The sequence below is a fragment of the Paraburkholderia flagellata genome (assembly GCF_021390645.1).
Lineage (GTDB): Bacteria > Pseudomonadota > Gammaproteobacteria > Burkholderiales > Burkholderiaceae > Paraburkholderia > Paraburkholderia flagellata.
In genome coordinates, this window is the sequence record NZ_JAJEJT010000001.1 from 1,639,884 (window position 1) to 1,663,987 (window position 24,104).

The window sequence follows — 24,104 nt, forward strand, 5'->3', positions numbered from 1 at the left end:
GGCGACGGTCAGGCGAAGGGAGACCGCGATTATAACCCGGAAGGCCCGTCCTGACCGCCCCGGCGGCCGTGCCGCAGATGGCTTTGCGTGCGCAATCCGCCGCTTTACGGGATGGCCAAGGGGGACGGCAACGCCAGCCGTACGCGGATGGCGCCGATTTCGCGACATGCATTGCGCATCGTCGCGTGCTCCGGATCGTGCCTGAGACTTGGCCCGCAGGGCGCCGGCGGTCACGCGAGACACGCGCGGCAACCCGGCCTCGCGCATGGCGATGCGGGGGCTTTCGCTGCTATGATTGCGCGTTTCGTCTGATCGGCGCACCCGGGCATGGCTTCGGCGCGCCGCACGCCCCACCTTCGCAGGACGCCCTGACCTAAGCGCGTCACCTGCCTGCAGATCGTATCGTCATGGATGTCATCGTCATCGGCGGCGGAATCGCCGGCATCGCTACCGCCTGGCAGCTGCGCGCGGCCGGGCATCGCGTCTGCGTGATCGAACGCCACGCCACCGTTGCGCAAGGCGCGACCTACGGCCATAGCGGCATCGCGCTGCCCACGCCGCTCGACGTCTGGTTCGGCCCCACCTTCCTGCGCAACGGCCGTCAATCGTCCGGCGGCGTGATCAGCAAGTCGGGCTGGCGCGGCCAGGCACACGGCTTCGTCAAGCGCCTCGCCACGCTGCACGGCTCCGAGGCGTTCGCCGAGCGTTATGCGCTCTTGCGCCCGCTCATCGAGTCCGCGCAAGCGGCGCTCGCCGACATCGACGCACGCTGCCAACTCGACTACGAGCAGCGCGACGGCCTGCTCTATCTCGTGCGCGGCAACGACGAATGGTCGCTCACCCAACCAGCCCTCGAACTGCTGCGCCGTTTCGAGACGCCCCACCACGCGCTTTCGCCCGCGGAATGCGTGGCTTTCGACCATGCCATCCCCGCCGATCCGCCGTTTGCCGGCGGCGTGCACTTCGAGACTGGCCGGGTAGCCAACTGCCCGCTCTTCGTGAAGCTGCTCAAGCAGGTGCTCGACGCCCAGGGCGGCGTGCAGTTCGAAATGAGCCGTGAAGTCAGTGCGATCCGCCTGGAAGATCGGCGCGCGGCGGTGGAACTCGCGCCGCCTGCGCACGAAGCGGGCCGCTCACGCGACGTCGAGGTGATCTCGGGCGATGCCGTCGTGGTCGCCGCGGGCGCGCAAACGCCCCGGCTTCTCGCGCCGCTCGGCCTCAAGATGCCTGTCTATCCGCTGCGCATGCACACGCTCAATTCGCCGGTAGCGCATGAGGAATGCGTGCCGCAGAGCACGATCGTCGATGCTGGCAAGCGCATCGCCATCGCGCGTATGAATCACCGCCTGCGGATATCGGGCGCCGCCGTGCTGCTGCGCGCGCAGGAAGTCGATGACGCGCTGCCCGAGGCGCTCACCGAGGACGCGCTCGCACTGCTCGGCGAAGCGTCGCGCGACTGGGCGCCGGGCGCCGCGCGCATTTCGGCCGCGCTTGCGTGGGAAGGCATGAAGCTGCTTTCCGCCGACGGCCTGCCGGCGGTCGGCAACGTGGGCCATCCGCGCCTTTTCGTCAACGCAGGCCACGGACCGGCGGGCTGGGCGCTTTCGCTCGGCTCCGCGCGCCTCGTCGCCCAGCAGGTCTCCAACACGGCGCCAGACCTGCCGGCCGATACCATCAAGGCGCTCTGGCCAGGCCGCGATTAAGCGGCGCGCGCGTGCGGCGTTGCCTTGCCGCCGCGCCGGTCCGCCGCGCGCCTGGGGCGTGCCGCCTGAGGCCATGCTCGGGTATCGTTGCGATGTCGCTTCTCAGGACCGCATCGTCATGACGCACGTTCCACACTCCTCTGGTACCGGGCAACCGGTGCTCGTCAATCCGCACGATCGTGCGGTCCCGCTTCTCACCGTCGAAGCGTTGCGCGAGGCCGAAGTCGCCGCGCAGTCGGCTTTGCCTGCTCACACACTCATGGCGCGCGCCGCCGCCGCCGCCGCGCACTTCCTGAGCGAGCAACTCGCGCACGCGCCCTCATCCGCAAGCGACAAGCCGGTCTGGTTCGCCGCGGGGCCCGGCAACAACGGTGGTGACGCGCTCGTCGTCGCCACCGAACTCCATCGCGCGGGCGTCGCAGTGGAAGTCTGCATGCCAGTCGAGGTCAAGCCCGACGACGCGCTCTGGGCGCTCGCTGAGGCGCGAGCGGCAGGCGTGCCCATCGCCTCGTCCGTGCCCGCGTCGTTCGACGCTTACGGTTGGCTCGTCGACGGGATGTTCGGCATCGGTCTCGCGCGCGGACTCGAAGGCGTGTTCGCCGAAGTCGCCGAAAGACTCTCAGCACGCGCGCACAGTCATGGCCACGTGCTCTCGCTCGACATGCCGAGCGGCCTCGACAGCGACACGGGCAACGTGGTCGGCAGCGGCCCGGTCGTGCGCGCGACACATACCGTGACCTTCATCGCCGCCAAGCCCGGCCTCTACACCGGTGCCGGGCGCGACTACGCGGGCACCGTCGCGGTCGCGCCGATCGGCATCGACACCGAAGACACGCCGGGCGCCGCTCGCCTGAACGCACCGTCGCTCTTCGCCGCTGCGCTGCCCGCACGCGACTTCGCCACCCACAAGGGCACGTTCGGCACGCTCGCCGTCGTGGGCGGCGACACGGGCATGTGCGGCGCGCCGATTCTCGCGGCACGCGCGGCGCTGCTCACCGGCGCTGGGAAGGTTCACGTGGGCTTTCTCGGCAGCGACGCGCCACCCTACGACGCCCCGCACCCCGAACTCATGCTGCACGCGGCGGCCCGGCTCGCGCTCGATACGATGGACGCCGTGGCGGCGGGATGCGGAATGGGCGGCAGCGCGTCCGCACGGCAGCTCGTGGACGCCATCCTGCGCCTTCGGGCCCCCGTGCTGCTCGATGCCGACGCGCTCAATCTCGTCGCGCGCGACGAGGCGCTCGCGGCACACGTCGCGCTGTCGGCCGCCACGCGCGGGGTGCCTTGCGTGCTCACGCCGCATCCGCTCGAAGCGGCGCGGCTGCTCGGCTGCGACACCGCCGCAGTGCAGCGCGACCGCGTGGCCGCAGCGCGCACACTCGCCTCCCGCTACGCGGCAGTTGCGGTGCTCAAGGGCAGCGGCACCGTGATCGCCGCACCCGATGGCCGCGTCGCCGTCAACCCCACCGGCAATGCGGGCCTCGCCACGGGCGGCACCGGCGACGTGCTCGGCGGCATCATCGGCGCGCTGCTGGCCCAGCGCCTGCCGCCCTACGAGGCGGCGCTCGCGGGCGTCTACCTGCACGGCCTCGCCGCCGACACGCTGTGCGCACAAGGCGATGGCCCCGCGGGCCTCACCGCGGGCGAACTCGCCCCAGCGGTGCGCAAGCTGATGAACCGGCTCTTCTACGCCCCGAGATACGCAGCCTGAAGCTGCACGCCGCGCGTTCGCCCGCGCGGCACACAGCTTGCTTCGCCACCACGTTCGACTCACCTCGCGCGCGCATTGCGGCCGCAAGCGCCATAACGCTGCGCAGTGTCGCGCGAGGCCGCTATACTGAACCTCCGCACGCCGTCTCTCACCGGAGGCGGCCCGTGCTTCCCCGCGGCGCGCGAAGCGCGCGTTCGGCCTGACCGGCGAACCGCACCTGCCGCCCTCCATTCGTGATCCCTCGCTAGACGAACATGACGAATCCGCTCCCCGCCTGGTCCGCGCTACAGACGCATTACGAACAGATCCGCGACGAAAAGCTGCGCGACTGGTTCGCTCCCGCCAACGACCCCGCGCCGACGCGCGCCGAACGCTTCACGTTCGCAGGCGCCGGTCTCGGCGCCGACTTCTCGAAGAACCGCATCACCGACGCCACGCTCAAGCTGCTCGTGCAGCTCGCTCGCGAGGCCGGCGTCGAAGCGCGCCGCGATGCGATGTTCAAGGGTGAAGTCGTCAATCCGACCGAAGGCCGCGCGGCACTGCATACCGCCTTGCGCGCCACGGAGGCCGACGCCCCGTACCACGCGCAGGTCCTCGCCGAGCGCGCGAAGATGGCCAAATTCGCCGACGCCGTGCGCAGCGGCGCATGGACCGGATACACCGGCAAGCGCATTCGCCACGTCGTGAACATCGGCATCGGCGGCTCGGACCTCGGGCCGAAGATGGTCGTGCACGCGCTCAAGCATCTCGAACTGCCCGAGATCACCTCGCACTTCGTCTCGAACGTCGACGGCGCGGACCTGTGGCGCACGATCGAAAACATCGACCCCGAAGAGACGCTCGCGATCATCGTTTCGAAAACGTTCACGACGCTCGAGACCATGACCAACGCGCTGTCGATGCGCGACTGGTTCGTCAAGCACGGCTGCCCGGAAAGCGAACTCGCGAAGCACTTCGTCGGCGTTTCGGCCAATCCGGCCGAAGTCGTGAAGTTCGGCATCGCCAAAGAAAACGTGTTCGAGATGTGGGACTGGGTCGGTGGCCGCTATTCGCTTTGGTCGGCCGTGGGGCTCTCGATCATGATCGCCATCGGGCCGCAGCAGTTCGACGAATTGCTCGCCGGCGCGCACGACATGGACAAGCACTTCCGCGAAGCGCCGCTCGAGAAGAACCTGCCCGTGCTGCTCGGCATGATCGGCGTCTGGTATCGCAACTTCTTCGGCTCGCAGAGCTATCTCGTCGCGCCCTATTCCGAAGCGTTGCACTTCCTGCCCTCGTATCTCCAGCAGCTCGAAATGGAGAGCAACGGCAAGTCGGCACGCCTCGACGGCAAGTTCGTCGATTACTCGACCTCGGCGATCACCTGGGGCGAGCCCGGCACGAACGGCCAGCACGCGTTCTTCCAGATGCTGCACCAAGGCACGACGATCGTACCGATCGACTTCATCGCCGTGCTCACGCCCGAGCATCCGCTGGCCGACCATCATCCGAAGCTGCTCGCGAACTGCTTTGCGCAGAGCGAGGCGCTGATGCTTGGCCGCACCGAGGAAGAAGCGCGCAAGATCGCGGGCCCGGACAAGCCCGAACTCGTGCCGCACATCATGTTCCCCGGCAACCGACCGACCACCACGCTGCTCGTCGACGCGCTTACCGCGCGCTCGCTCGGCGCGATCATCGCGCTGTATGAGCACAAGGTGCTCGTCCAGGCATCCGTGTGGGACATCAATCCGTTCGACCAGTGGGGCGTGGAACTCGGCAAGATCCTCGGCAAGGTGGTCGAAGCCGACCTGAACGCGGCAAGCGGCAACGTGAAGCCACACGATTCGTCCACAGCGGCGCTAATCGCGCGCGCCCGTGCGTCGCTCAAGCGTTAAATTGCGCAGATCTGGCGTGCGCATGCGGTGCGCACGCCGTCGATTGGCTCATTGGTTGTCCGCGCACTAGCGCCCGGCTTCGACATTGCTCGCGTTGCGCGCAGCCGCCGCGCCATGCGGCGCGTTGGCCACGCGGTGACCCGCTTCGATCGTGATGATCGCGTCGCAACGCTGTGCGAGATCGACATCGTGGGTGACGAGCACGAGCGTCGCCCCGTTGGCGCGATTGAGTTCGAACATCAGGTCGATGACGGCGTGGCCCGTGGCGGCATCGAGGCTGCCGGTGGGCTCGTCGGCAAACAGCACGGCCGGGTGCGTCACGAACGCGCGGGCGAGCGCAACGCGCTGCTGCTCGCCGCCCGAGAGCAGTTTCGGATAGTGGCCCGTGCGCTCGGCGAGACCTACGCGCTCGAGCAGCGCGCGGGCGCGGGCGAAAGCATCACGCGTCGACATGCCGCCCTGCAGTTCGAGCGGCAGCGCGACGTTCTCCAAAGCGGTGAGATGCGGCATCAGCTGGAACGACTGGAATACGAAGCCCACCGAGCCGTTGCGCAGTGCCGCGCGCTGGTCTTCGGCCATACCGGTAAGCTCATGGCCGAGCAGGCGCACGGAACCCGCGCTCGCGCTGTCGAGGCCAGCCAGCAGGCCAAGCAGCGTCGATTTGCCGGAACCGGAAGCGCCTACGATCGCGACGCTGCCGCCCGCCTGCACGGTGAGGTCGATGCCGTCGAGGATCGTCAGCTCTCCCGTGGCGTCGGTAACCCGCTTGCTCAAACCCCGTACTTCAATGACTGGATCGCTATTCATTCGCACATGATGACGCACAGGTTAGCCGTGAACCAGAAGCGCGCCGCACGGCGCGCCGTCCTTTCCCGCGTTGGGTCCCGCTTCAGCGCGTTTGTCTCCGCGTTTGCCTCGATCTCAACCTTAACTGCCGCCGCCTTGTTTGGCACGTCATTTGGTATGAACGGCGCCGCTCTCGCGGCCATGCCCACCGCCAACGCGGCGACGAATCCCGCCGCCACGGCAAAACCAGACATCGTCGTGCTCGGCGACAGCCTTTCCGCCGAATACGGCCTGCCTCGCGATACAGGCTGGGTGGCCCTGCTGCGCCAGCGCCTCGCCAGCGAGAGGATCGATTATAACGTTGCGAATGCGAGCATCAGCGGGGACACGACAAGCGGCGGACTCACCCGCCTGCCGCTCGTCATGCAGCGCATCAAACCCTCGATCGTGATCGTCGAACTGGGGGCGAACGACGCACTGCGCGGCGTACCTCTCACCACCACCGAGAGCAATCTGCGCGCCATCGTCTCGCAGATCCGCAAGGACGGCGCGAAGCCCGTGCTCATCGGCATGTACGTGCCGCCGAACTATGGGCCCGACTACACGCGCGATTTCCACGCTATCTACGAACGGCTTGCGAAAGAACTGAACGTGCCGCTCGTGCCCTTTCTGCTCGCCGGCCTCGCCGACAAGCCCGAACTCTTCCAGGCCGATCAGATCCATCCCATCCAGCAGGCACAGCCATTGCTCCTCGACAATGTGTGGCCAACGCTCAAGCCGCTGCTAAACAAGGGCGCACGGCACTGAGGCGGCAACTGGGCAAACGGGTGGACGTCCTCACCGTGCGCCCTGTCGCAGGCCCCGCCCCCTGGCGCGTTCAAGCCGCTCTCGCCTCAGGCGGCGTAGCGGCGGGTAGCCGCCTCCCGCCATTGGCCACGTTTTGCGTCAGACACGCGAGCCCGAGAGGCATCGTTGTCTGAATCCGACCGACCCCGACTGGAGGGAAGAAGCGTGAAATATTTACCTCTCATTGTCGTTACGGCAGCACTTGCTGCCTGCGCCAATCAGCCAATGCCGAGCGGAGCGCAGTCCGTCGGCACCAGCCAGCAACCGCCTGCCGCGGTTGCTCAATGCATCGCGCAAAAATGGGCCGACAAGTCGCAGCAGCAAGTCGTCTCGCAGTCCGTGCTCGCCAACGGCCAGGCTGTCGACGTCTACGTCCCTGGCCAGCAACCGCCTAACGGCGCAGCGGCAACGGTGCGCCCGGCGTGGAGCGCCAGCGCGAAGACGTGGGTCGGCTTCCGCTCCGGCGGCGGCGCAGGCGCAGACGCCACCGGCGACATCAACGCCTGCCTCTGATTTCGCGCTCGCCAGAACGCAAAAGCCCCGCGATGTTTCGCGGGGCTTTTTTTTGCCGCGGCGTTGGACGCCGGCGCGTGGATGCGCTGATCGTGCTTACTGACCGCTGTCGCCGTCGCCTGACTGACTGGCCGAACCGAGCGAGCCGTAAAGCTTGACCTTCGAGCGCTCGCGCAGTGCGTCGAGATACGCCTGCACCTGCGACTGGCCGCCCACCTGGGCGAGCTGCTGCTGTGCGGCGGCCAAACGCGGGCCATCAGCGGCCGCACCGTTGGTGATGCTGTTCACGCGGTAGATCGCATAGCCGTCCTTGCCGAGGTCCACGCCCACGTAGGCCGGCAGCTTCTGCGAATCGGCCTTGAAAACGGCAGAAAGCGCGCTGGGCGGCAGACCCTGGGCGTCGTTACGCGACACCTTGAGCGCCGACGAGAAGCCATCGGTCGACTTCGACTTCTGCAGTTCCGCGAGCTTGTCCTCGCCGTCCTTGCGCGCCATGTCGGCCGCCTGTTGCGCGACAACCTTCTGGCGCACGGCATCCTTGACCGCGGCGAACGCAGGCACGGCGGCCGGCTGGTAGTTCGTCACGTGCGCCGAGATCAGCGTGTTGTTGCCAACGTCGATTGCCTGGGTGTTGTTGTGCTGGTTCACCGAGTCGCTCGCAAATACGGCGTCGAGGAACTTCTGGTTGTTCAGCGGGCTATCCGGTGGCAGCGTTGCATTCGGCTTCGGCGTGACCGTGGCCGTCTGGATCGTCAGCTTGTACTTGTCGGCGGCCGGCTGCAGGCTCTTCGCCTGTTCGTAGACCAGCGACGTGAAGCCGTCGCTCGCATCGGCGAGCAGCTTCGCAGCCTGCTGGGCCTTCACGTCGTTCGCGATCTGCGCCTTCACGTCGTCGAACGGCTTCGTGACCGCCGGCTTCAGGTCAGTGACCTTGACGATGTGATAGCCGAAGTCCGACTGGATCACGTCGCTGATCTCGTCTTTCTTGAGCTTGAAGACCGCGTCGTCGAACGCCTTGCCGCCCGCGATCATGCCAGGGCCGAAGTAGCCGAGGTCGCCGCCCTTAGAAGCCGAACCCGGATCCTGCGATTCTTTCTGCGCGATTTGCGCGAACTGATCTGGATGCGCCTTGACTTCGGCGAGGATCGTCTCGGCCTTTTGCTTCGCAGCGTTGCGCACGTCGGCGCTTGCGTCCTTCGGCACCGTGATCAGGATGTGGCTCGCGCGGACTTCTTCTTGCGTGCGATAGTGCGCGATGTTGTCGTCGTAGTACTTCTTGAGATCGGCGTCGCCCGGCTGCACGCCGGCAGCCACCGTAGCCGCCGAGAGCACCAGATACTGGATCTGCGCCGTGGCCGGCGTAGCAAAAGCGTTCTTGTTCGCGTCGTAGTACGCCTGCAGTTGCGCGTCGGTCGGCTGGACCTTCGGTGCGTAGTCGCTTGCGTGGAACGCCAGGCCCTGCACGTCGCGCTGCTGCTCCGAGAGGCCAGTCAGCTGCTGCGCGAGCGCCTTCGGCGTGAACGCACTGCTGATGATCGACGCCGGCAATTGCTGCATGGCGAGGCTATAGCGCACGCGCTCGTCGTACTGCTCAGGCGTCATGCCCTGCATGGCGAGCAGTTGCTTGTACTGGTCGAGATTGATCGAGCCGTCAGGATTCTTGAGCGACGAGATCACCGGGTCGGAGAGCAGCGCGCGGCGCACGGCGTCGTCCGAGGCGGTGAGATGCAGGCGCTGCGTTTCGTCCACGAGCACGCGCTGCTGGATCAGTCCATCGAGGATGTCCTTGCGGTGCTGAGGCGTGTCGAACATGCTCGCGTCGAATTGCGCGCCGAGGACCTGGCGGGCCTGGTCGAGCTGCTGGCGCGCGGCGTTGTCGTATTCGACACGCGTGATCTTGTGCCCGTTGACGCTTGCAACGTTCGCGCTTTCATCGAAGAAGCCGCGGAAACCTTGAATACCGACGAAGCCCAGCCCTGGCAGGATGACCAGGAGCAGCATGAACATCATCAGGCGTTTGTGATTGCGGAAAAAGTCGAGCATGCGTGACCAGACGTTGAGGGCGCCAAAAAATGGAACGCCCGATATTACAACAGCGGCCAACAAAAAAGGCGAACCGGAGTTCGCCTTCTTGTCGAGATATCCTTGGCGGAGCGGACGGGACTCGAACCCGCGACCCCCGGCGTGACAGGCCGGTATTCTAACCAACTGAACTACCGCTCCGTGCGGGTGCTGCGCGATGTACCGGAACTGAAGCTGTGGTGGGTGCTGAGAGGCTCGAACTCCCGACCTACGCCTTGTAAGGGCGCCGCTCTACCAACTGAGCTAAGCACCCAGCTTCATGCTTTCCGGCACTGCGACTTCTGCTGCGCCACCCTTACCAGGTAGCGAGCCCGCTAGTTTAGCGCATCCTTCAGCGCTTTACCAGGCCTAAATTTGGGCACCTTCGCCGCCTTGATCTTGATCGCGTCGCCAGTGCGCGGATTGCGGCCCGTGCGCGCCGTGCGCTTGCCGACGGCAAACGTGCCGAAGCCGACGAGCGTGACCGAGCCGCCCTTCTTGAGCGTCCCTTTGACGCCGCCGATCACGGCGTCAAGTGCGCGTCCCGCAGCCGCTTTCGAAATGTCGGCTTGTTGCGCGATATGGTCGATCAGTTCCGTTTTATTCATTCCAGCCCCCGAGAATGTGTTTGGGCAATCGTAAGAAAGAAGTTCAACTTGTTAGATAGACGTCCCCGGCATAGGCGCGGGGACCGCTCATTTAACGGGGCCGAAAGGGCCGTGTCAAGCGGGGTTCAGCCTGATTCGGCGGGCAATTCGAGGGAATATTCGAGGGATTATTCGAACAATTGGGAAATCGCAGAAAAGACCGCTCGTTGTCATCACAACGTCAAGGACTGTGACGCGCATAAAAAAGCCCGCGGACCATGCCGCGGGCTTTTTGGGGGTGTTATGCGCAGCGCCGGAGCGCTGCATGAAGCCTTAGTGCTTGACGACTTCCGTTGCGCCCGCATCCTTCGATTCGGCCACGGGCGCCTTGGCGTCCTCGGCCTTCGCTTCTTCTTCCGGCAGCGGCTGCGGCACACGTTCGAGCGCGAGTTCGAGCACCTTGTCGATCCAGCGGACCGGCACGATCTCGATCGAGTTCTTCACGTTGTCCGGAATCTCGGTGAGATCCTTGACGTTCTCCTCCGGAATCAGCACGAGCTTGATGCCGCCGCGATGCGCCGCGAGCAGCTTCTCCTTCAGCCCGCCGATCGGCAGCACTTCGCCGCGCAGCGTGATCTCGCCCGTCATCGCGACATCGGCGCGCACCGGAATGCCCGTGAGCACGGACACCAGCGCAGTCGTCATCGCACCGCCTGCAGACGGACCGTCCTTCGGCGTCGCGCCTTCCGGCACGTGAATGTGGATGTCCTGCTTCTCGAACGCCTCGTCCTTGATGCCAAGGCGACGCGAACGCGAACGCACCACCGAGCGCGCCGCTTCGACCGATTCCTTCATGACGTCGCCGAGCGAACCCGTGCGGATCACGTTGCCCTTGCCGGGCATGACCGCCGCTTCGATCGTCAGCAGATCGCCGCCGACTTCCGTCCATGCGAGACCCGTGACCTGGCCGATCTGGTTTTCCTTCGCAGCCAGACCGAAGTCGTACTTGCGCACGCCGAGGAAGGTGTCGAGGTTGGCGCTGTCCACGGTGACGGCCTTGTCGGCCTTCTTCAGCAGCAGCATCTTCACGACCTTGCGGCAGATCTTCGACACTTCGCGCTCGAGCGAACGCACGCCCGCTTCACGCGTGTAGTAGCGAATGATGTCGCGGATCGCGCCTTCGGTCACTTCGATCTCGCCAGGCTTCAGCCCATTGTTCTTCTTCTGCTTGGGCAGGAGATAACGCTGGGCGATGCTGACCTTTTCGTCTTCCGTGTAACCCGACAGACGGATCACTTCCATCCGGTCGAGCAACGGCGGCGGGATGTTCAGCGAGTTCGACGTGGCGACGAACATCACATCGGAGAGATCGAAATCGACTTCGATGTAGTGGTCGGCGAACGTGTGGTTCTGTTCCGGATCGAGCACTTCGAGCAGCGCCGACGACGGATCGCCGCGGAAATCCATACCCATCTTGTCGACTTCGTCGAGCAGGAAGAGCGGATTGCGCACGCCGACCTTGGTCAGGCTCTGCAGGATCTTGCCCGGCATCGAGCCGATGTATGTACGACGGTGGCCGCGGATTTCGGCTTCGTCACGCACGCCACCCAGCGCCATGCGCACGAACTTGCGATTCGTTGCGCGCGCAATCGACTGGCCGAGCGAGGTCTTGCCGACGCCCGGAGGGCCGACGAGGCAGAGAATCGGAGCCTTGACCTTGTCCACGCGCTGTTGGACCGCGAGATACTCGAGAATGCGTTCCTTCACTTTCTCGAGACCGAAGTGGTCTTCGTCGAGCACGGCTTCGGCGTTCGAGAGGTCGTTGTTGACCTTGCTCTTCTTGCGCCACGGCAAGCCGATCAGCGTGTCGATGTAGTTGCGCACGACGGTCGCTTCCGCGGACATCGGCGACATCAGCTTGAGCTTCTTGAGCTCGGCGTCAGCCTTCTTCTTGGCTTCCTTCGGCATGCGCGCGGCGGTGATGCGCTTCTCGAGTTCTTCGAGATCCGCACCCTCTTCGCCTTCGCCCAGTTCCTTCTGGATCGCCTTGACCTGTTCGTTCAGGTAGTACTCGCGCTGGCTCTTTTCCATCTGGCGCTTGACGCGGCCACGGATGCGCTTTTCGACCTGAAGAATGTCGATTTCGGCTTCGAGTTGCGCGAGCAGATGCTCCAGACGCTCCACGACCGGGAACATCTCGAGGATGTGCTGCTTCTGGTCGAGCTTGAGCGGCAGATGCGCGGCGATGGTGTCAGCAAGACGACCGGCCTCGTCGATGCCCGACAGCGAGGTCAGGATCTCCGGCGGGATCTTCTTGTTGAGCTTCACGTACTGGTCGAACTGCGAGACGATCGCGCGGCGCAGCGCTTCGGTTTCGGCGCTGTCGGCGTGGTCCGGCTCGAGCGGCATCACTTCGCACGAGAACTGCGTTTCCTGCTCTTCGATGGAAAGCGTCTTCGCGCGCTGCAGGCCTTCCACGAGCACCTTCACGGTGCCGTCGGGCAGCTTGAGCATTTGCAGGATGTTGGCGACACACCCTACTTCATACATGTCTTTTTCGGTCGGCTCGTCCTTCGCGGCGGTTTTCTGGGCGACGAGCATGATGTGCTTGCCGCCTTCCATAGCCGCTTCGAGGGCCTTGATCGATTTCGGTCGGCCCACGAAAAGGGGAATCACCATATGCGGGAAGACTACGACGTCTCGCAGCGGCAGCAGCGGGAGCGTGGTGCGTTCCGGCGGGAGGAGTTGGGTTCCTGACATTTCATTTCCCCATGAGTGGAATCAATTGTTCGGTAATTGAGGCCTGAGATACCGATTGCAAGCCTCGCGCGTGTGGGAAAAGTTCAGTGACTCCAAAATAGTGCGCCATCGACCACAAGATAAACGAAAAAGCCGTTCATCCCATTGTATGAACGGCCTTTTTCCGGAACTCTTTAGCCGATCACCACCATCAGTTCGACCCTGCAACCTTCGGCGCGTCTTCGTAGATCAGCAGCGGTTTGCCATCGCCGTCGATCACGTTGTCATCGATGATGACCTTGCTCACGCCCTTCATGGTCGGCAGTTCGTACATCACGTCGAGCAATGCCTGTTCCAGGATCGAGCGCAGGCCACGGGCCCCCGTCTTGCGGCGAATCGCCTTGCGGGCGACGGCCTGCAGCGCGGCCGGACGAATTTCCAGCTCCACGCGCTCCATGTTGAAGAGCTTGTGATACTGCTTGACGAGCGCATTCTTCGGCTCGACCAGAATCTTCATGAGCGCGGCTTCGTCGAGCTTGCCGAGCGTGGCGACCACGGGCAGACGGCCGATCAGTTCGGGAATCAGACCGAACTTGATCAGGTCTTCCGGTTCCGTTTCGCGCAGCACTTCGCCGGTGTCGCGCTCCTGCTTGCTCTTCACGCTCGCGCCGAAACCAATGCCGGTCTTTTCCGTACGGTCGGTGATGACCTTTTCCAGACCGTCGAACGCGCCGCCGCAAATGAACAGGATATTGGTCGTGTCGACCTGGATGAAATCCTGGTTCGGATGCTTGCGGCCGCCCTGCGGCGGCACCGAAGCCATCGTGCCCTCGACGAGCTTGAGCAGCGCCTGCTGCACGCCCTCGCCCGACACGTCGCGCGTGATCGACGGGTTGTCCGACTTGCGGCTGATCTTGTCGATTTCGTCAATATAGACGATGCCGCGCTGGGCCTTGTCGACCTCGTAATTGCAGTTCTGCAGCAGCTTCTGAATGATGTTCTCGACGTCTTCGCCCACGTATCCGGCTTCGGTCAACGTGGTGGCGTCGGCGATCACGAACGGCACGTTCAGAAGGCGCGCGAGGGTCTGCGCGAGCAGCGTCTTGCCCGAACCCGTGGGCCCGATCAGCAGGATGTTGCTCTTGGAGAGTTCGACGTCATCCTTCTTGTCGAGGTGCTTCAGACGCTTGTAGTGGTTGTACACCGCCACTGCGAGGATCTTCTTCGCGCGCTCCTGCCCGATCACGTACTGGTCGAGGATGTCGCGGATCTCCTGCGGGCTCGGCAGGTCCGAGCGCGACAGCGCCGCGTCGACGCCCGCACCGGCGGCTTCGTCGCGAATGATCTCGTTGCACAGGTCGATGCATTCATCGCAGATGAAGACCGACGGACCAGCAATGAGCTTTTTCACCTCATGCTGGCTCTTGCCGCAAAACGAGCAATACAACAGCTTCTCGCTGTTAGAACCTTTCTTGTCCGCCATGGATAAATGAGCCTCCGGACACTCTGTTACATGATACGCCGTTTCCCCCGGCGAGGCCGGAGGGTGCGTGAACCGCTTGCTGTGACGGCGTTGGGGGCCGCAGGCCGCGAAGCGCGTTTGCCGATTATTTCACAAGGTCTGCGCGGCGTCGGCTATCCCCTTTTGTACGGGGGCCGAGCTGTTCCTTCAGCACTTCGCTTGCGCGCCGCCCTTCACAGGGTCGGACGCGCAAAACCGCTCGCGCAGCTTAAGGACGCTTGTGCAGAACCTGGTCGACGAGACCGTATGCCTGTGCGTCGTCACCCGACATGAAATTGTCGCGATCCGTGTCGCGCGCAATGCGCTCGACCGGCTGACCCGTATGGTGCGCGAGCAACTGGTTCAGGCGCTCCTTCAGGTACAGGATTTCGCGAGCCTGGATTTCGATGTCCGAAGCCTGGCCGCGCGCGCCGCCGAGCGGCTGGTGAATCATCACGCGCGAATTCGGCAGCGCGAAACGCTTGCCCTTGGCGCCCGACGCCAGCAGGAACGCGCCCATGCTGGCCGCGAGGCCCATGCAAAGGGTCGAAACGTCCGGCTTGATGAACTGCATCGTGTCGTAAATCGCCATGCCGGCCGACACCGAGCCGCCCGGGCTGTTGATGTACAGGCTGATGTCCTTGTCCGGGTTTTCGCTTTCGAGGAACAACAGTTGGGCGACCACGAGGTTCGCCGTCTGGTCGTTCACTTCGCCGACCAGAAACACCACGCGCTCCTTGAGCAGGCGCGAGTAGATGTCGTAGGAACGTTCGCCGCGACCGCTCGTCTCGACGACGATCGGCACGAGGCCGAGCGCCTGCGGGTCGAAGTCCCGCGACGAGTGGGAGGTCAACGTATCCAGCGATTGAGCGCGAATGGTCATGCGGTGCATCCTTGTCTGGAAAAGTTCTTCTGATATACCCGTATGGCGACGGACCCCGGTTAAATCAACCACACGGTCAGCATGGCTAAAACCTGCGGATACAAAAACGGCGTGCTAGCCGTCGGTCGCTCCGACAGCCGGCACGCCGTAGCGGGCAGATTTAAGCCTGCGCCGTCGCGCTTGCCAGTTCTTCGAAGCTAACTTGCTTGTCCGTCACCTTGGCCTTGCCGAGCACGAAGTCCACGACGTTCGATTCGACGACGTAGGCTTCCATTTCGGCCAGACGTTGCTGGTTGGAATAATACCAGCGCACGACCTCCTTCGGGTCCTCATAGCTTTTCGCGAATTCGTCGACTTCAGCACGGATTTGCTCCGGCTTCGCCTCGAGGCTGTTGGCCTTCACGAGTTCGGCGAGCACGAGACCGAGCTTCACGCGGCGCTCGGCTTGTTCCTTGAACATTTCGGCCGGGATCGGAGCGTCCTTGGCATTGGGCACGCCACGCTGCGTGAGGTCGGCGCGCGCCATTTCGACGAGGCGTTCCTGATCCTGCTCGACGAGTGCGTTCGGCACGTCGAGTTCAGCGATCTTCAGGAGCGCGTCCATTACCTGGTTCTTGACGATGGACTGCGTGCGGCGCTTTGCCTCGCGCTCGAGGTTGTCCTTGATTTCAGCGCGCATCTTCACGAGGTCGCCGTCGGCGATGCCGAGCGACTTGGCGAATTCAGCGTCGATTTCCGGCAGGTGCGGCCACTCGATCTGCTGCATCGTGATCGTGAACTTCGCCGTCTTGCCGGCGACGTCCTTGCCGTGATAGTCCTCGGGGAACGCGAGGTCGAATTCGCGCGACTCGCCCTTCTTCAGGCCGATCGCCGCCTTTTCGAATTCCGGCAGCATGCGGCCTTCGCCGAGCACGAATGCGAAGCCTTCAGCGGTGCCGCCCTGGAACGCGACGTCGTCGATCTTGCCGACGAAGTCGACCGTCACGCGGTCGCCTTCCTTCGCTGCGGTGTCGGCGCCGCCGTCACCGTGCTCGCCCGCTTCGCCGCGAGCGTGGAAGTGCACGCGCTGCTTGCGCAGGATGTCGAGCGTGCGGTCGATTTCGGCTTCAGTGATGGTCGTGGTCGTGCGCTCGATTTCGGCCGTTGCGACGTCGCCGAGCTTCACTTCCGGATAGACCTCGAAGGTCGCGTCGAACGCGTAGTCGCCTTCGGCGGCTTCCGACTTCGGAGCGAAGCTCGGCTGGCCGGCGACGCGCAGGTTCTCGGCGCGGCTGATGTCGAAGAATTCCTTGCCGACCTTGTCGCTCAGGACTTCGGCTTCGACCTGGCCCGAATACTGCTGCGTGACCATCTTGAGCGGCACCTTGCCCGGGCGGAAACCCGGCATGCGCACGTTCTTTGCGAGTTTACGGATGCGCGAATCGATTTCTTTCTGCACGGCATCCTTCGGCAGGGAAATCGTCACGCGGCGTTCGAGCTTGCCGAGGTTTTCAACAACGTTAGCCATGGCTTCAATCGTCCTAAAATTGTTCGAGCGAATCAGTAATCTGTGGTCTTTGCGTGCCGCGGTCCGCTGGTGTCCCCTAGGGTCCAGCAACCCGCTTTGGAGCTGAACGCAGGCGCCTCACGCGCCGCTCAACAGCGCCGAAACGGGCGGCTTGCGGTGCGGTTCCGTCAAAAGAGCCAAGTATTTTAGCAAACTATTTCCCGGCGCCAGCGGAATTGCCGTTTGGGCGTGTTATGAGCCTGTTTTTGACCCACATTCGGCCTGCTTTTGAGCCGCAATTTGCCTGAAATGCGCTCCGATGCGCGCTATCGCAACGCCGTTATCCAGCGCACACGGCGAGGCTGTTAAGCTTACGCTCGCGCCGGACGCCCCGCCGGCCGCAGCCGCTCCCAACACAATTCTTCCAGCAGAGACACCATGCCGAATTCGTCGCCTGACGCTCCCGTTATCGTCATTGCTCCTGACTCTTTCAAAGGCTCGCTCAGCGCGGATGGGGTCGCCGCCGCGATCGCCGAGGGCATCCGCCGCGTGCGCTCCGACGCCGACATCCGCATCCGGCCCATGGCCGACGGAGGCGAAGGCACGCTCGACGCGATGCTGTCGATGGGCGGCGAACGCCGCGTACTCAACGTGGAAGGCGCAGCGGGCCCGAAGCGCGATGCGGCGGTCGGCTTGCTGAGCGACGGCAGCGCGATCGTCGAAACCGCCGAGATCGTCGGCATCACGGATCCGGTGGGCATGGGCGTGCCGGTGGACGCGCGCAGCACGCGCGGCATGGGCGAAGCAATCCGCGCGCTGCTCGACGAAGGCGTGCGGCGCTTTTACGTGGCGCTCGGCGGCAGCAGCACCAACGACGCCGGCGCAGGCTTGCTCGCGGGCCTCGGCCTGCAACTCTTCGACGCCGCCGGCAAGCCCCTCCAGCCCACGCCGCAAGCGCTCGCGCAAGTGGCGCGCGTGGACGTTTCCGGGCTTGACGCGCGACTTAGCGAAGCGTCGTTCGTCGGCATGTCGGACGTGGACAATCCGCTCACCGGCGAACACGGCGCCACTGCCGTGTTCGGCCCGCAAAAAGGCGTGACGCCCGAACAGGTCGCGCCGATCGACGCGGCACTCGGCCATTTCGCCGATCTGCTCGAAGCGGCGCTGGGTCGCCGCGTGCGCGACGAAGCCGGCTCCGGCGCGGCCGGCGGCCTGGGTTTCGCGCTACGCACGCTCGGCGCGAGCTTCGAGCCCGGCGCCGAAGTCGTTGCGCGCACCATCGGTCTGGACGAAGCGCTCGATCGCGCCGACTGGCTCATCACCGGCGAGGGCCGCTCGGACGTGCAGACGCTGCACGGCAAGGCGCCGTTCATCGCCTGCCGCCATGCCGCGGCCGTGGGCGTGCCCGCCACTCTGCTCTCGGGCGCCGTCGACGCAGCCGCCCTGCCGCGCCTCGCGGAGCATTTCAGCGGCTGCTTCTCGCCTGCGCCGGGCCCCATCACGCTCGAAACCGCGATTCGCGACGCCGCGCGACTGCTTGCCAACGAAGCGGAGCAACTCGCCCGCCTCAAATACGCTGCGCGTACATCCAACTAGGCAGATTCGCCGGGGCGCATGGCCCCGGCCTGGTCACTGGAACCCGGGATTCGTAGTCCGATTTGTTGCATACGCGCGTCACGCATTCCGCAGTAAGCGATTAATAGATTCGTGCACCGCACCGGACGCACAGCACAAGGGTTCGGATGCGTTGACCCGCGCGCAAGTTGGGGCAACAATCATGGAATCGCGACATGTTTCGCGCCCTTCCCAAGCGACCAGACCAGGACTCCCATGAAGGCAAGCAAAGCCGGACTCGAACAATTCCTCACCTATCGGCTGCATGTCCTGAACAAACTCTCCGAACGGGGCGCCAGCGAACGCTACCAGGCGAAGCTCGGCATCACACTTCCGGAGGCTCGGCTCATTGCAGCTGTGGGGGCGTTCGGCCCGTTTTCCGTGATGGAGCTTGCGCGTCACGCGAATCTCGACAAGAGCCAGGCAAGCCGTGCAGCCGAGGCGCTGATGCGCCGCGGCCTCATGCAGCGCGACACGAGCGAGGAAGACGGACGCCTCGTGCTCGTTTCGCTCACAACCGATGGACGCGCGCTGTATCGCAAGGTCATGCCCATTGCGCGCAAGTGGAATGTCGACCTCTTCGCGAGTCTCGACGACAAGGAGCGCGACGCACTCGCGCGCGCGCTCGACAAGGTGATCGTAGCCATGCAGACTGAACTGTAGGGCAGTACGCGCGAGCAGAGGCAATAAGCTAAACAGATGGCGACCAGGATCGGGCAACGTCGAGGCCGCCATCGCACTTGCCCTGCGCGAGCGCCGCACAAACAAAAAGGCCATGTACCTGACGGTACATGGCCTTTTTACTTTGGTGCGTGAGGCCGGACTCGAACCGGCACACCCTTGCGGGCGTCAGGACCTAAACCTGGTGCGTCTACCAATTTCGCCACTCACGCGAATTCTTTGCGCTTCTCTTCTTGCGCCCGGCAGGACCGCTGCGCATCACTACAAAAAGACGCGTGCGATACAACCCTGTGCGACATGCCGACTGATCGAGTCCTCGTGAGACGCCGGGCGGTGTTGCCCACCTCGCCCGAAATCCAGACTGCTTTCTGACTACGCCCCACGGGCGGCGATGCTTCATTATGTGCCGGCGGCGCGCCTTTGGTTAAGCGTCAGAAAGCGCAAGCGCGAGATTCTAACCGATTGCCCGACGCTTGTCTGCATCCTGAAAACAGTGCGCGGCAGGGCATGGCAGCGCATCGTCCAGCGCGCCGGCCAGCCCCGCCGGGCCGGTCGCAAGCCGCGCCGATGCTAGAATCGCGGCTCAACCGTCGCGCCGCGCTCTGGCCGCCGCGCGAGCCGCTTCGCACCACACCTCCGAACGCCGTGAACTTCGACGACTACTGCCTGCAAAAGGCGGCTCCCCCTGGTTCGAGCACTTACTATGCGCTGCGTCAGGCCCGCGCCGCGCGTCAACCGCTCTTGACCGCGCTCTTCGCGCTGCGCCGCGAGCTCGAGGAAACCGCGAAAGAAACGAGCGATCCTACCGTCGGCCGCACGAAGCTCGCCTGGTGGCAAAAGGAACTAGCCGCGCTCGCCGCGGGCAATCCCGCGCATCCGGTCACGCAGGCGCTCGCCGAGCACCTCGACGATGCGAAAGCCGTCTATCCTGGCTTGCAGACGCTGCTCGCTGGCTTCGAGATGGATTTCGAGCAGGCGCGCTACCTCGATCTGCCGAATCTGCGCCGCTATATGGAGGGCGTGGGCGGCACGTTCGCCTCGCTCGTGGCGCAACTCAGTGCGCGCACTGAAGAGGACCGCCAGGATGCCGTGCGCTGGGCTGCGCCGCTTGGCAACGCACTCATGCTCGCTCAGTTCGTGCCGGAAATCGGCAACGACGCGCGCCATGGCCGCATCTATGTGCCCATCGACGAATTGCAGCGCTACAACGTCACCGCGGCCGATCTCATCAACCGGCGCTACAGTGCGGAGTTCACGGAGCTCATGCAGTTCCAGACTTCCCGTGCACGAGAAGCGGTACACGCCGCGCTCGACGCGATTCCCGCCTCGACGCGGCGCGACCAGCGCACCTTGCGCGCGCTCGCGGCGCTCGAACTCGCGCTGCTCGACGAAGTCGAGCGCGAAGGCTACCAGGTGCTGCATCAGCAGATCGTGCTCACGCCAGTGCGCAAGCTGTGGATCGCCTGGCGCGCGGCGCGGCGTAGCTGAAGCTCGCGCCCGCTCTACGCGCGCAGCAACGGCAGCGGATCGAAGCGTTGCTGGAGCACGGTCTGCGCGTCGAGCCCCCACCAGGGCCCTAGCACGGTCGCATAGATCTGCCTGAAGTCGACGCCCACCGGCAGATTGCCGTTGCCGTCGAGCCGCGTGAATTGCGGCGCCTGCCCGTAGAGCCCGCCCGCCACCCGGCCGCCCGCGACGAAGTGCGCCGAAGCCGTACCGTGATCGGTGCCGCGACTTTGGTTCTCGCGCACGCGCCGACCGAATTCCGCATAGGTCACGATCAACGTGCGATCCCAACGGCCGAGTTCCACGAGCGCCGAGCGCATCGCCGCCATGCCCGAGGCGAACTGACGCAGCAAGTCGGCGTGACGCTGCGGCTGGTTCTGGTGCGTGTCGAAACCGTTCAGCGTCAGACGAATCACCGCGACGCCGCGCCCCGCCACCGGCGCGCCTTGCGGGGTGTCGCTCGATGCGAGCGCCTGCATGGCCGTCTTGATCGAGGCACCGAATGCGCCTGACGGAAATGCAGTCTTCAGTGCGTAATTGCCCGGGCGCGGCCGCAAGGCATCGGCAGCATGCACGATGTCGTTCTCGACATCGAGGATATGCGCCAGAGCAGGGTTGCGTTCCTTGAGCGAGACCGGCGTGACGAGGCGCGAAGCGCGCGCGAACTGCGCCGGATTCACGAGCGCGATGGCGCGCGCGCCGTTCGAGAGCGGCCCCATCTCGGCGCTGCCGAGCACGAGCGCGTCGGCGGCGAATCCAGACGGCACCGGCTCGCGTGCGAACGCGCGCGTAAGCCAGCCTTCGCGTAGATATTCATTGGAGCGCGAAGCCGTGTCCCAGATCTCGATCGAACGAAAGTGCGAAAGGTTCGGCTGCGCGTAGCTCACGCCCTGCACGATCGCGAGCTCGTGCGCGCGCCACATCGGCATGAGCGGCGCGAGCGCCGGATGCAGCGCTGTGCGCTCGTCCAGTTGTATCGCCTGCGCGCGCGGCACGCCGATGGTTTGCCGGTAGCTGTAATAGAGCGGATCGGCAAAAGGCACGACGGTGTTGAGGCCGTCGTTGCCGCCCTTGAGCTCGACTAGAATCAGCAGGTTCTCGTAGCCCATAGCAAGGCCCGGGTGCTCTGGCGCCGTGCCTTGGGCGAGCGCCGCGCCGGGTAGCCATAGCGCAGAACCCGCCATCGCGGCGGCTGCGGTCGCACCGGCTGCAAGAAAGTCGCGTCGCTTCATGGCTTGCCTCGCTTGTCAGTGCGGCGGCGCACATTGCCGCCAGGGATTCGGCCAGTCATATCCATGCTTCACTTCAACTGATAAACCGGATCCATCAGCAGTGCCTGGAGATACGAACCCGCACTGCTGCCAACCGCAATCGCATCGACGGGCGTGAGCGGCAGGACCGCGTGCTGCATTTGCAACTGCGCTGAAAGGCCGGGCTTGGCATCGGCAGTGAGACCATAGCGCGAGAGCCAGCCATCCAGATCGAAGCGCATACCGCCTTGCAACGCATCGCGGCGCATCGGGCCCGCCGTGTTTTGCATGCTTTGCGGCATGCTTGCCGCGACCTTCGCCGGCGCGGCCGAAGCATGCGGCCGCCCTGCTTCCGTCGCACGAAACAGCTGCTCGACGAACTGCTTGCGTGCGAGCAGTGTCGAGCTGTTGATCCACGACGTCCCGCCGGGCCAGCCCTTCACGTTCGGCGGGTAAAACAGATTCTCGCCCAGCGCGGCCGAGCGGCGCGCAAATGGCAACGTGTCGCCATACGCCACGTCGAAGCGCCGCATCGTGCCGACGATGAATTCCACCGGTGAACTCACAAGCACGCCACGGTTGCGCTCATCCCAGAATGCAGGGGTCACGAGTAGCGCGCGAAGCGCAGCGCCTAGCTCATAACCACTTTCCCGAAAACGATCGGCGACGCTTGCGAGCTGCGCCTCATCGGGCGTTGTGCAGATGAACTCGCGCCACAGCTTGCCCGACACATATCGGGAAGTTTGCGGCTGCTCGAGCAGGATGTCGAGCACCTGATCGCCGTCGAACGCACCGCTGCGTCCGAGCACGGTCTTCTCACCACCGTCGTGCAAGTCGGCGCGCCAGACGAACGCCTGGGTATCGGGATCGAGACTCCAACCCGTATAGGCGCGCGCCGATTCGGCAACGTCGCGCTGCGAATACTGGCCTTCGCCCAGCGTGAACAGCTCCATCACTTCGCGAGCGAAGTTCTCGTTGGGCCTGCCCTTGCGATTGCTCGCGCCATCGAGGTAGAGCAGCATCGCGGGGTCCTTCGCGACGGCGTGCAGCATGCTCGCGAAACTCCCCAGCGCGTCGCGCCGCAAGAGTGCGTTTTGCGCGGCCATCAACTGCGGTTCGCCAACTTTGTCTTGCCCCGAGGTGAAGTGGTTGTGCCAGAAGAGCGTCATGCGCTCGGTCAGCGGCGAAGGCGTGACGAGCATCTCGCGCAGCCACCACGCGCGCAATTCGTCGTAGCGTGCACCGCGCTGGCGCTGCGCCTCCTGGCGTTCTTCGGGGGTCCACGCGCTGCGCTGTGCACGGCTCGGCGGCACTTCGGCAGTCCATGCGGGCAGCGGCGTGAGCGCCTCGCTGCGCGCGCTGGCGACGAGCCGCGCGACGGCCTGCTCGCGCGTGAGTCCCACGTAAGGCGAGACTTCGCTCTCGCGCGGCGCGAAGCCTGTGCGCACGAGAAGATGGCGGGCGTCGTCGACGTCGAGCAGCGCGTTCGCGCCGCTGTCGGGCGCCGATGCGTCCGCTGCGGACTGCTCGTTTGGCCTCGACCGTCTGGAGTCGCTCATGATGGATGGGCGCTCGACGAAACCGCCGGCGCAGTCAATGAATGTACCGGCTTAACGGCTGCGGCGAAACGGATGTTGACGACGCAATTGCTACGGTATTTTTCAGCGCGTTTGCGCGGCACGAATGCACGATTGCATGCCAATAAAATCGTGAAAGGCGCGAGAAAGGCGCGAACGCGGAGCGAAAAGAATATTGTGTAAACGTCATCGCAGCGCAGCGGCATTGACGCGCGCCGAATGGTATCAGCGCTTGTACAGTTCGCGCACGGCGTCTTCGATATGCTGACGCAAGAGGCGCCGCTCTTCGGGCGTCATATGGCCATCGCGGCGACGCTGGTCGAGATCGGGGGGAACGGCGGCACGCGGGTTGATGTCAGATGCAGGTCGCGGAATGGGATCGCTGCGCACGCGCCGCATGGACTGTTTGCCGCCCGAAAAGCGAGCGGAGGACTGCGAGTTGTCGTAGCGGTCTGCGGAGGGCTGGGCCCGGGCCGGCACCGACTCCAGTGCAGCCGCCACGCCACCGGCAAGCGCCAGTGCAAGCATGGTGTGGCGCATTGTCGGCCTGACCCCTCCCATCGTTTTTTTCCCTTCTTGACGCGGCAAACGGCTACCTCGAATACATGTGCGAACCCGGCTCGGCGCGGGCATGAATTTTAAAGTCGAATGAAGTATCTACCGAACAGCCGCTTTACGTAAAGAAGTCTATCTGTCAGTGCTTGCCGTCGTGCCACAGCACGGGTAAATTTTGTAACTGACTGTAACCTGATAATTGGTGCAAACTCGCATCAGTATCCAATCGCG

The 24,104-nt window shown here is 64.7% G+C and carries 18 protein-coding genes and 3 tRNA genes; 8 read left to right on the plus strand and 13 right to left on the minus strand.

What is annotated here, in order from left to right; translation table 11 throughout:
* Positions 1-407: 407 nt before the first annotated feature.
* The 3 genes from L0U83_RS07190 (at position 408) to pgi (ending at position 5,288) form a co-directional block, all read left to right on the plus strand.
* Positions 408-1,703 carry an FAD-dependent oxidoreductase gene (locus L0U83_RS07190; RefSeq protein ID WP_233881575.1) on the plus strand — a complete coding sequence of 432 codons (1,296 nt, stop codon included), beginning with the start codon at positions 408-410 and terminating at the stop codon, positions 1,701-1,703.
* A gap of 118 nt (positions 1,704-1,821) precedes the next feature.
* Complete coding sequence (locus L0U83_RS07195) at positions 1,822-3,414, plus strand: NAD(P)H-hydrate dehydratase (RefSeq protein ID WP_233881576.1); 1,593 nt, start codon at positions 1,822-1,824, stop codon at positions 3,412-3,414.
* A 254-nt stretch (positions 3,415-3,668) separates the two neighbouring features.
* Positions 3,669-5,288, plus strand: coding sequence for a glucose-6-phosphate isomerase (gene pgi, locus L0U83_RS07200; RefSeq protein WP_233881577.1), 1,620 nt, complete (start codon positions 3,669-3,671; stop codon positions 5,286-5,288).
* 66 nt (positions 5,289-5,354) lie between these two features.
* Here the strand turns inward: pgi and L0U83_RS07205 are convergent, their stop codons facing one another.
* A complete protein-coding gene (locus L0U83_RS07205) occupies positions 5,355-6,095 on the minus strand; it encodes an ABC transporter ATP-binding protein (protein ID WP_233881578.1) in 741 nt (246 codons plus the stop codon).
* A 156-nt stretch (positions 6,096-6,251) separates the two neighbouring features.
* Between L0U83_RS07205 and L0U83_RS07210 the strand changes: the two genes are divergently transcribed.
* Positions 6,252-6,881: an arylesterase gene (locus L0U83_RS07210; RefSeq protein WP_373321014.1), complete on the plus strand. Its 630-nt coding sequence runs from the start codon at positions 6,252-6,254 to the stop codon at positions 6,879-6,881.
* A 204-nt stretch (positions 6,882-7,085) separates the two neighbouring features.
* Positions 7,086-7,433: a hypothetical protein gene (locus L0U83_RS07215; protein WP_233881579.1), complete on the plus strand. Its 348-nt coding sequence runs from the start codon at positions 7,086-7,088 to the stop codon at positions 7,431-7,433.
* A gap of 96 nt (positions 7,434-7,529) precedes the next feature.
* Here the strand turns inward: L0U83_RS07215 and L0U83_RS07220 are convergent, their stop codons facing one another.
* The 8 genes from L0U83_RS07220 to tig all read right to left on the minus strand — a co-directional run bounded on the left by L0U83_RS07220 (position 7,530) and on the right by tig (position 16,711).
* Positions 7,530-9,476 carry a SurA N-terminal domain-containing protein gene (locus L0U83_RS07220; RefSeq protein WP_233881580.1) on the minus strand — a complete coding sequence of 649 codons (1,947 nt, stop codon included), beginning with the start codon at positions 9,474-9,476 and terminating at the stop codon, positions 7,530-7,532.
* Between the two features lie 103 nt (positions 9,477-9,579).
* Positions 9,580-9,656: transfer RNA gene (locus tag L0U83_RS07225), tRNA-Asp, on the minus strand.
* A gap of 36 nt (positions 9,657-9,692) precedes the next feature.
* Positions 9,693-9,768, minus strand: a tRNA-Val gene (locus L0U83_RS07230).
* A 61-nt stretch (positions 9,769-9,829) separates the two neighbouring features.
* Positions 9,830-10,102: an HU family DNA-binding protein gene (locus L0U83_RS07235; protein ID WP_027796408.1), complete on the minus strand. Its 273-nt coding sequence runs from the start codon at positions 10,100-10,102 to the stop codon at positions 9,830-9,832.
* A 312-nt stretch (positions 10,103-10,414) separates the two neighbouring features.
* The gene (gene lon / locus L0U83_RS07240; RefSeq protein ID WP_233881581.1) at positions 10,415-12,841 is read right to left on the minus strand and encodes an endopeptidase La; all 2,427 of its coding nucleotides are present in this window, start codon (positions 12,839-12,841) and stop codon (positions 10,415-10,417) included.
* A 190-nt stretch (positions 12,842-13,031) separates the two neighbouring features.
* A complete protein-coding gene (gene clpX, locus L0U83_RS07245; RefSeq protein WP_112176364.1) occupies positions 13,032-14,303 on the minus strand; it encodes an ATP-dependent Clp protease ATP-binding subunit ClpX in 1,272 nt (423 codons plus the stop codon).
* A gap of 247 nt (positions 14,304-14,550) precedes the next feature.
* Positions 14,551-15,204, minus strand: coding sequence for an ATP-dependent Clp endopeptidase proteolytic subunit ClpP (gene clpP, locus L0U83_RS07250; protein WP_028206978.1), 654 nt, complete (start codon positions 15,202-15,204; stop codon positions 14,551-14,553).
* A 160-nt stretch (positions 15,205-15,364) separates the two neighbouring features.
* Positions 15,365-16,711 carry a trigger factor gene (gene tig, locus L0U83_RS07255; protein ID WP_233881582.1) on the minus strand — a complete coding sequence of 449 codons (1,347 nt, stop codon included), beginning with the start codon at positions 16,709-16,711 and terminating at the stop codon, positions 15,365-15,367.
* A gap of 417 nt (positions 16,712-17,128) precedes the next feature.
* Here tig and L0U83_RS07260 point away from each other — a divergent pair, with 417 nt between their 5' ends.
* Together L0U83_RS07260 and L0U83_RS07265 are read left to right on the plus strand one after the other, a co-directional pair.
* A complete protein-coding gene (locus tag L0U83_RS07260; protein ID WP_233881583.1) occupies positions 17,129-18,286 on the plus strand; it encodes a glycerate kinase in 1,158 nt (385 codons plus the stop codon).
* A 234-nt stretch (positions 18,287-18,520) separates the two neighbouring features.
* Entirely contained in the window at positions 18,521-18,967 is a 447-nt protein-coding gene (locus L0U83_RS07265; RefSeq protein ID WP_233881584.1) for a MarR family winged helix-turn-helix transcriptional regulator, read from the plus strand.
* 143 nt (positions 18,968-19,110) lie between these two features.
* On the opposite strand, the gene L0U83_RS07270 is transcribed toward L0U83_RS07265, so the two are convergent.
* Positions 19,111-19,197 (minus strand) — tRNA-Leu (locus L0U83_RS07270).
* Between the two features lie 433 nt (positions 19,198-19,630).
* Between L0U83_RS07270 and L0U83_RS07275 the strand changes: the two genes are divergently transcribed.
* Positions 19,631-20,473 (plus strand): squalene/phytoene synthase family protein, encoded by an 843-nt coding sequence (locus L0U83_RS07275; RefSeq protein WP_233883772.1) that lies wholly within the window; start codon positions 19,631-19,633, stop codon positions 20,471-20,473.
* 14 nt (positions 20,474-20,487) lie between these two features.
* Here L0U83_RS07275 and L0U83_RS07280 read toward each other — a convergent pair whose 3' ends face one another.
* From L0U83_RS07280 to L0U83_RS07290, 3 genes are all read right to left on the minus strand, one after another.
* A complete protein-coding gene (locus tag L0U83_RS07280; protein ID WP_233881585.1) occupies positions 20,488-21,723 on the minus strand; it encodes a DUF1501 domain-containing protein in 1,236 nt (411 codons plus the stop codon).
* Between the two features lie 68 nt (positions 21,724-21,791).
* Positions 21,792-23,300 carry a DUF1800 domain-containing protein gene (locus tag L0U83_RS07285; protein WP_233881586.1) on the minus strand — a complete coding sequence of 503 codons (1,509 nt, stop codon included), beginning with the start codon at positions 23,298-23,300 and terminating at the stop codon, positions 21,792-21,794.
* A 243-nt stretch (positions 23,301-23,543) separates the two neighbouring features.
* The gene (locus L0U83_RS07290; protein ID WP_373321017.1) at positions 23,544-23,846 is read right to left on the minus strand and encodes a hypothetical protein; all 303 of its coding nucleotides are present in this window, start codon (positions 23,844-23,846) and stop codon (positions 23,544-23,546) included.
* Between the last annotated feature and the right edge of the window lie 258 nt (positions 23,847-24,104).

What these genes read in the sequence shown, in the direction of transcription:
- L0U83_RS07190 (WP_233881575.1), top strand. Translation starts at nt 408, where the DNA reads ATGGATGTCATCGTCATCGGCGGCGGAATCGCCGGCATCGCTACCGCC.
- L0U83_RS07195 (WP_233881576.1), top strand. Translation starts at nt 1,822, where the DNA reads ATGACGCACGTTCCACACTCCTCTGGTACCGGGCAACCGGTGCTCGTC.
- pgi (WP_233881577.1), top strand. Translation starts at nt 3,669, where the DNA reads ATGACGAATCCGCTCCCCGCCTGGTCCGCGCTACAGACGCATTACGAA.
- L0U83_RS07205 (WP_233881578.1), bottom strand. Translation starts at nt 6,095, where the DNA reads ATGAATAGCGATCCAGTCATTGAAGTACGGGGTTTGAGCAAGCGGGTT.
- L0U83_RS07210 (WP_373321014.1), top strand. Translation starts at nt 6,252, where the DNA reads ATGAACGGCGCCGCTCTCGCGGCCATGCCCACCGCCAACGCGGCGACG.
- L0U83_RS07220 (WP_233881580.1), bottom strand. Translation starts at nt 9,476, where the DNA reads ATGCTCGACTTTTTCCGCAATCACAAACGCCTGATGATGTTCATGCTG.
- L0U83_RS07235 (WP_027796408.1), bottom strand. Translation starts at nt 10,102, where the DNA reads ATGAATAAAACGGAACTGATCGACCATATCGCGCAACAAGCCGACATT.
- lon (WP_233881581.1), bottom strand. Translation starts at nt 12,841, where the DNA reads ATGTCAGGAACCCAACTCCTCCCGCCGGAACGCACCACGCTCCCGCTG.
- clpX (WP_112176364.1), bottom strand. Translation starts at nt 14,303, where the DNA reads ATGGCGGACAAGAAAGGTTCTAACAGCGAGAAGCTGTTGTATTGCTCG.
- clpP (WP_028206978.1), bottom strand. Translation starts at nt 15,204, where the DNA reads ATGACCATTCGCGCTCAATCGCTGGATACGTTGACCTCCCACTCGTCG.
- tig (WP_233881582.1), bottom strand. Translation starts at nt 16,711, where the DNA reads ATGGCTAACGTTGTTGAAAACCTCGGCAAGCTCGAACGCCGCGTGACG.
- L0U83_RS07260 (WP_233881583.1), top strand. Translation starts at nt 17,129, where the DNA reads ATGCCGAATTCGTCGCCTGACGCTCCCGTTATCGTCATTGCTCCTGAC.
- L0U83_RS07265 (WP_233881584.1), top strand. Translation starts at nt 18,521, where the DNA reads ATGAAGGCAAGCAAAGCCGGACTCGAACAATTCCTCACCTATCGGCTG.
- L0U83_RS07280 (WP_233881585.1), bottom strand. Translation starts at nt 21,723, where the DNA reads ATGAAGCGACGCGACTTTCTTGCAGCCGGTGCGACCGCAGCCGCCGCG.
- L0U83_RS07285 (WP_233881586.1), bottom strand. Translation starts at nt 23,300, where the DNA reads ATGAGCGACTCCAGACGGTCGAGGCCAAACGAGCAGTCCGCAGCGGAC.
- L0U83_RS07290 (WP_373321017.1), bottom strand. Translation starts at nt 23,846, where the DNA reads ATGCTTGCACTGGCGCTTGCCGGTGGCGTGGCGGCTGCACTGGAGTCG.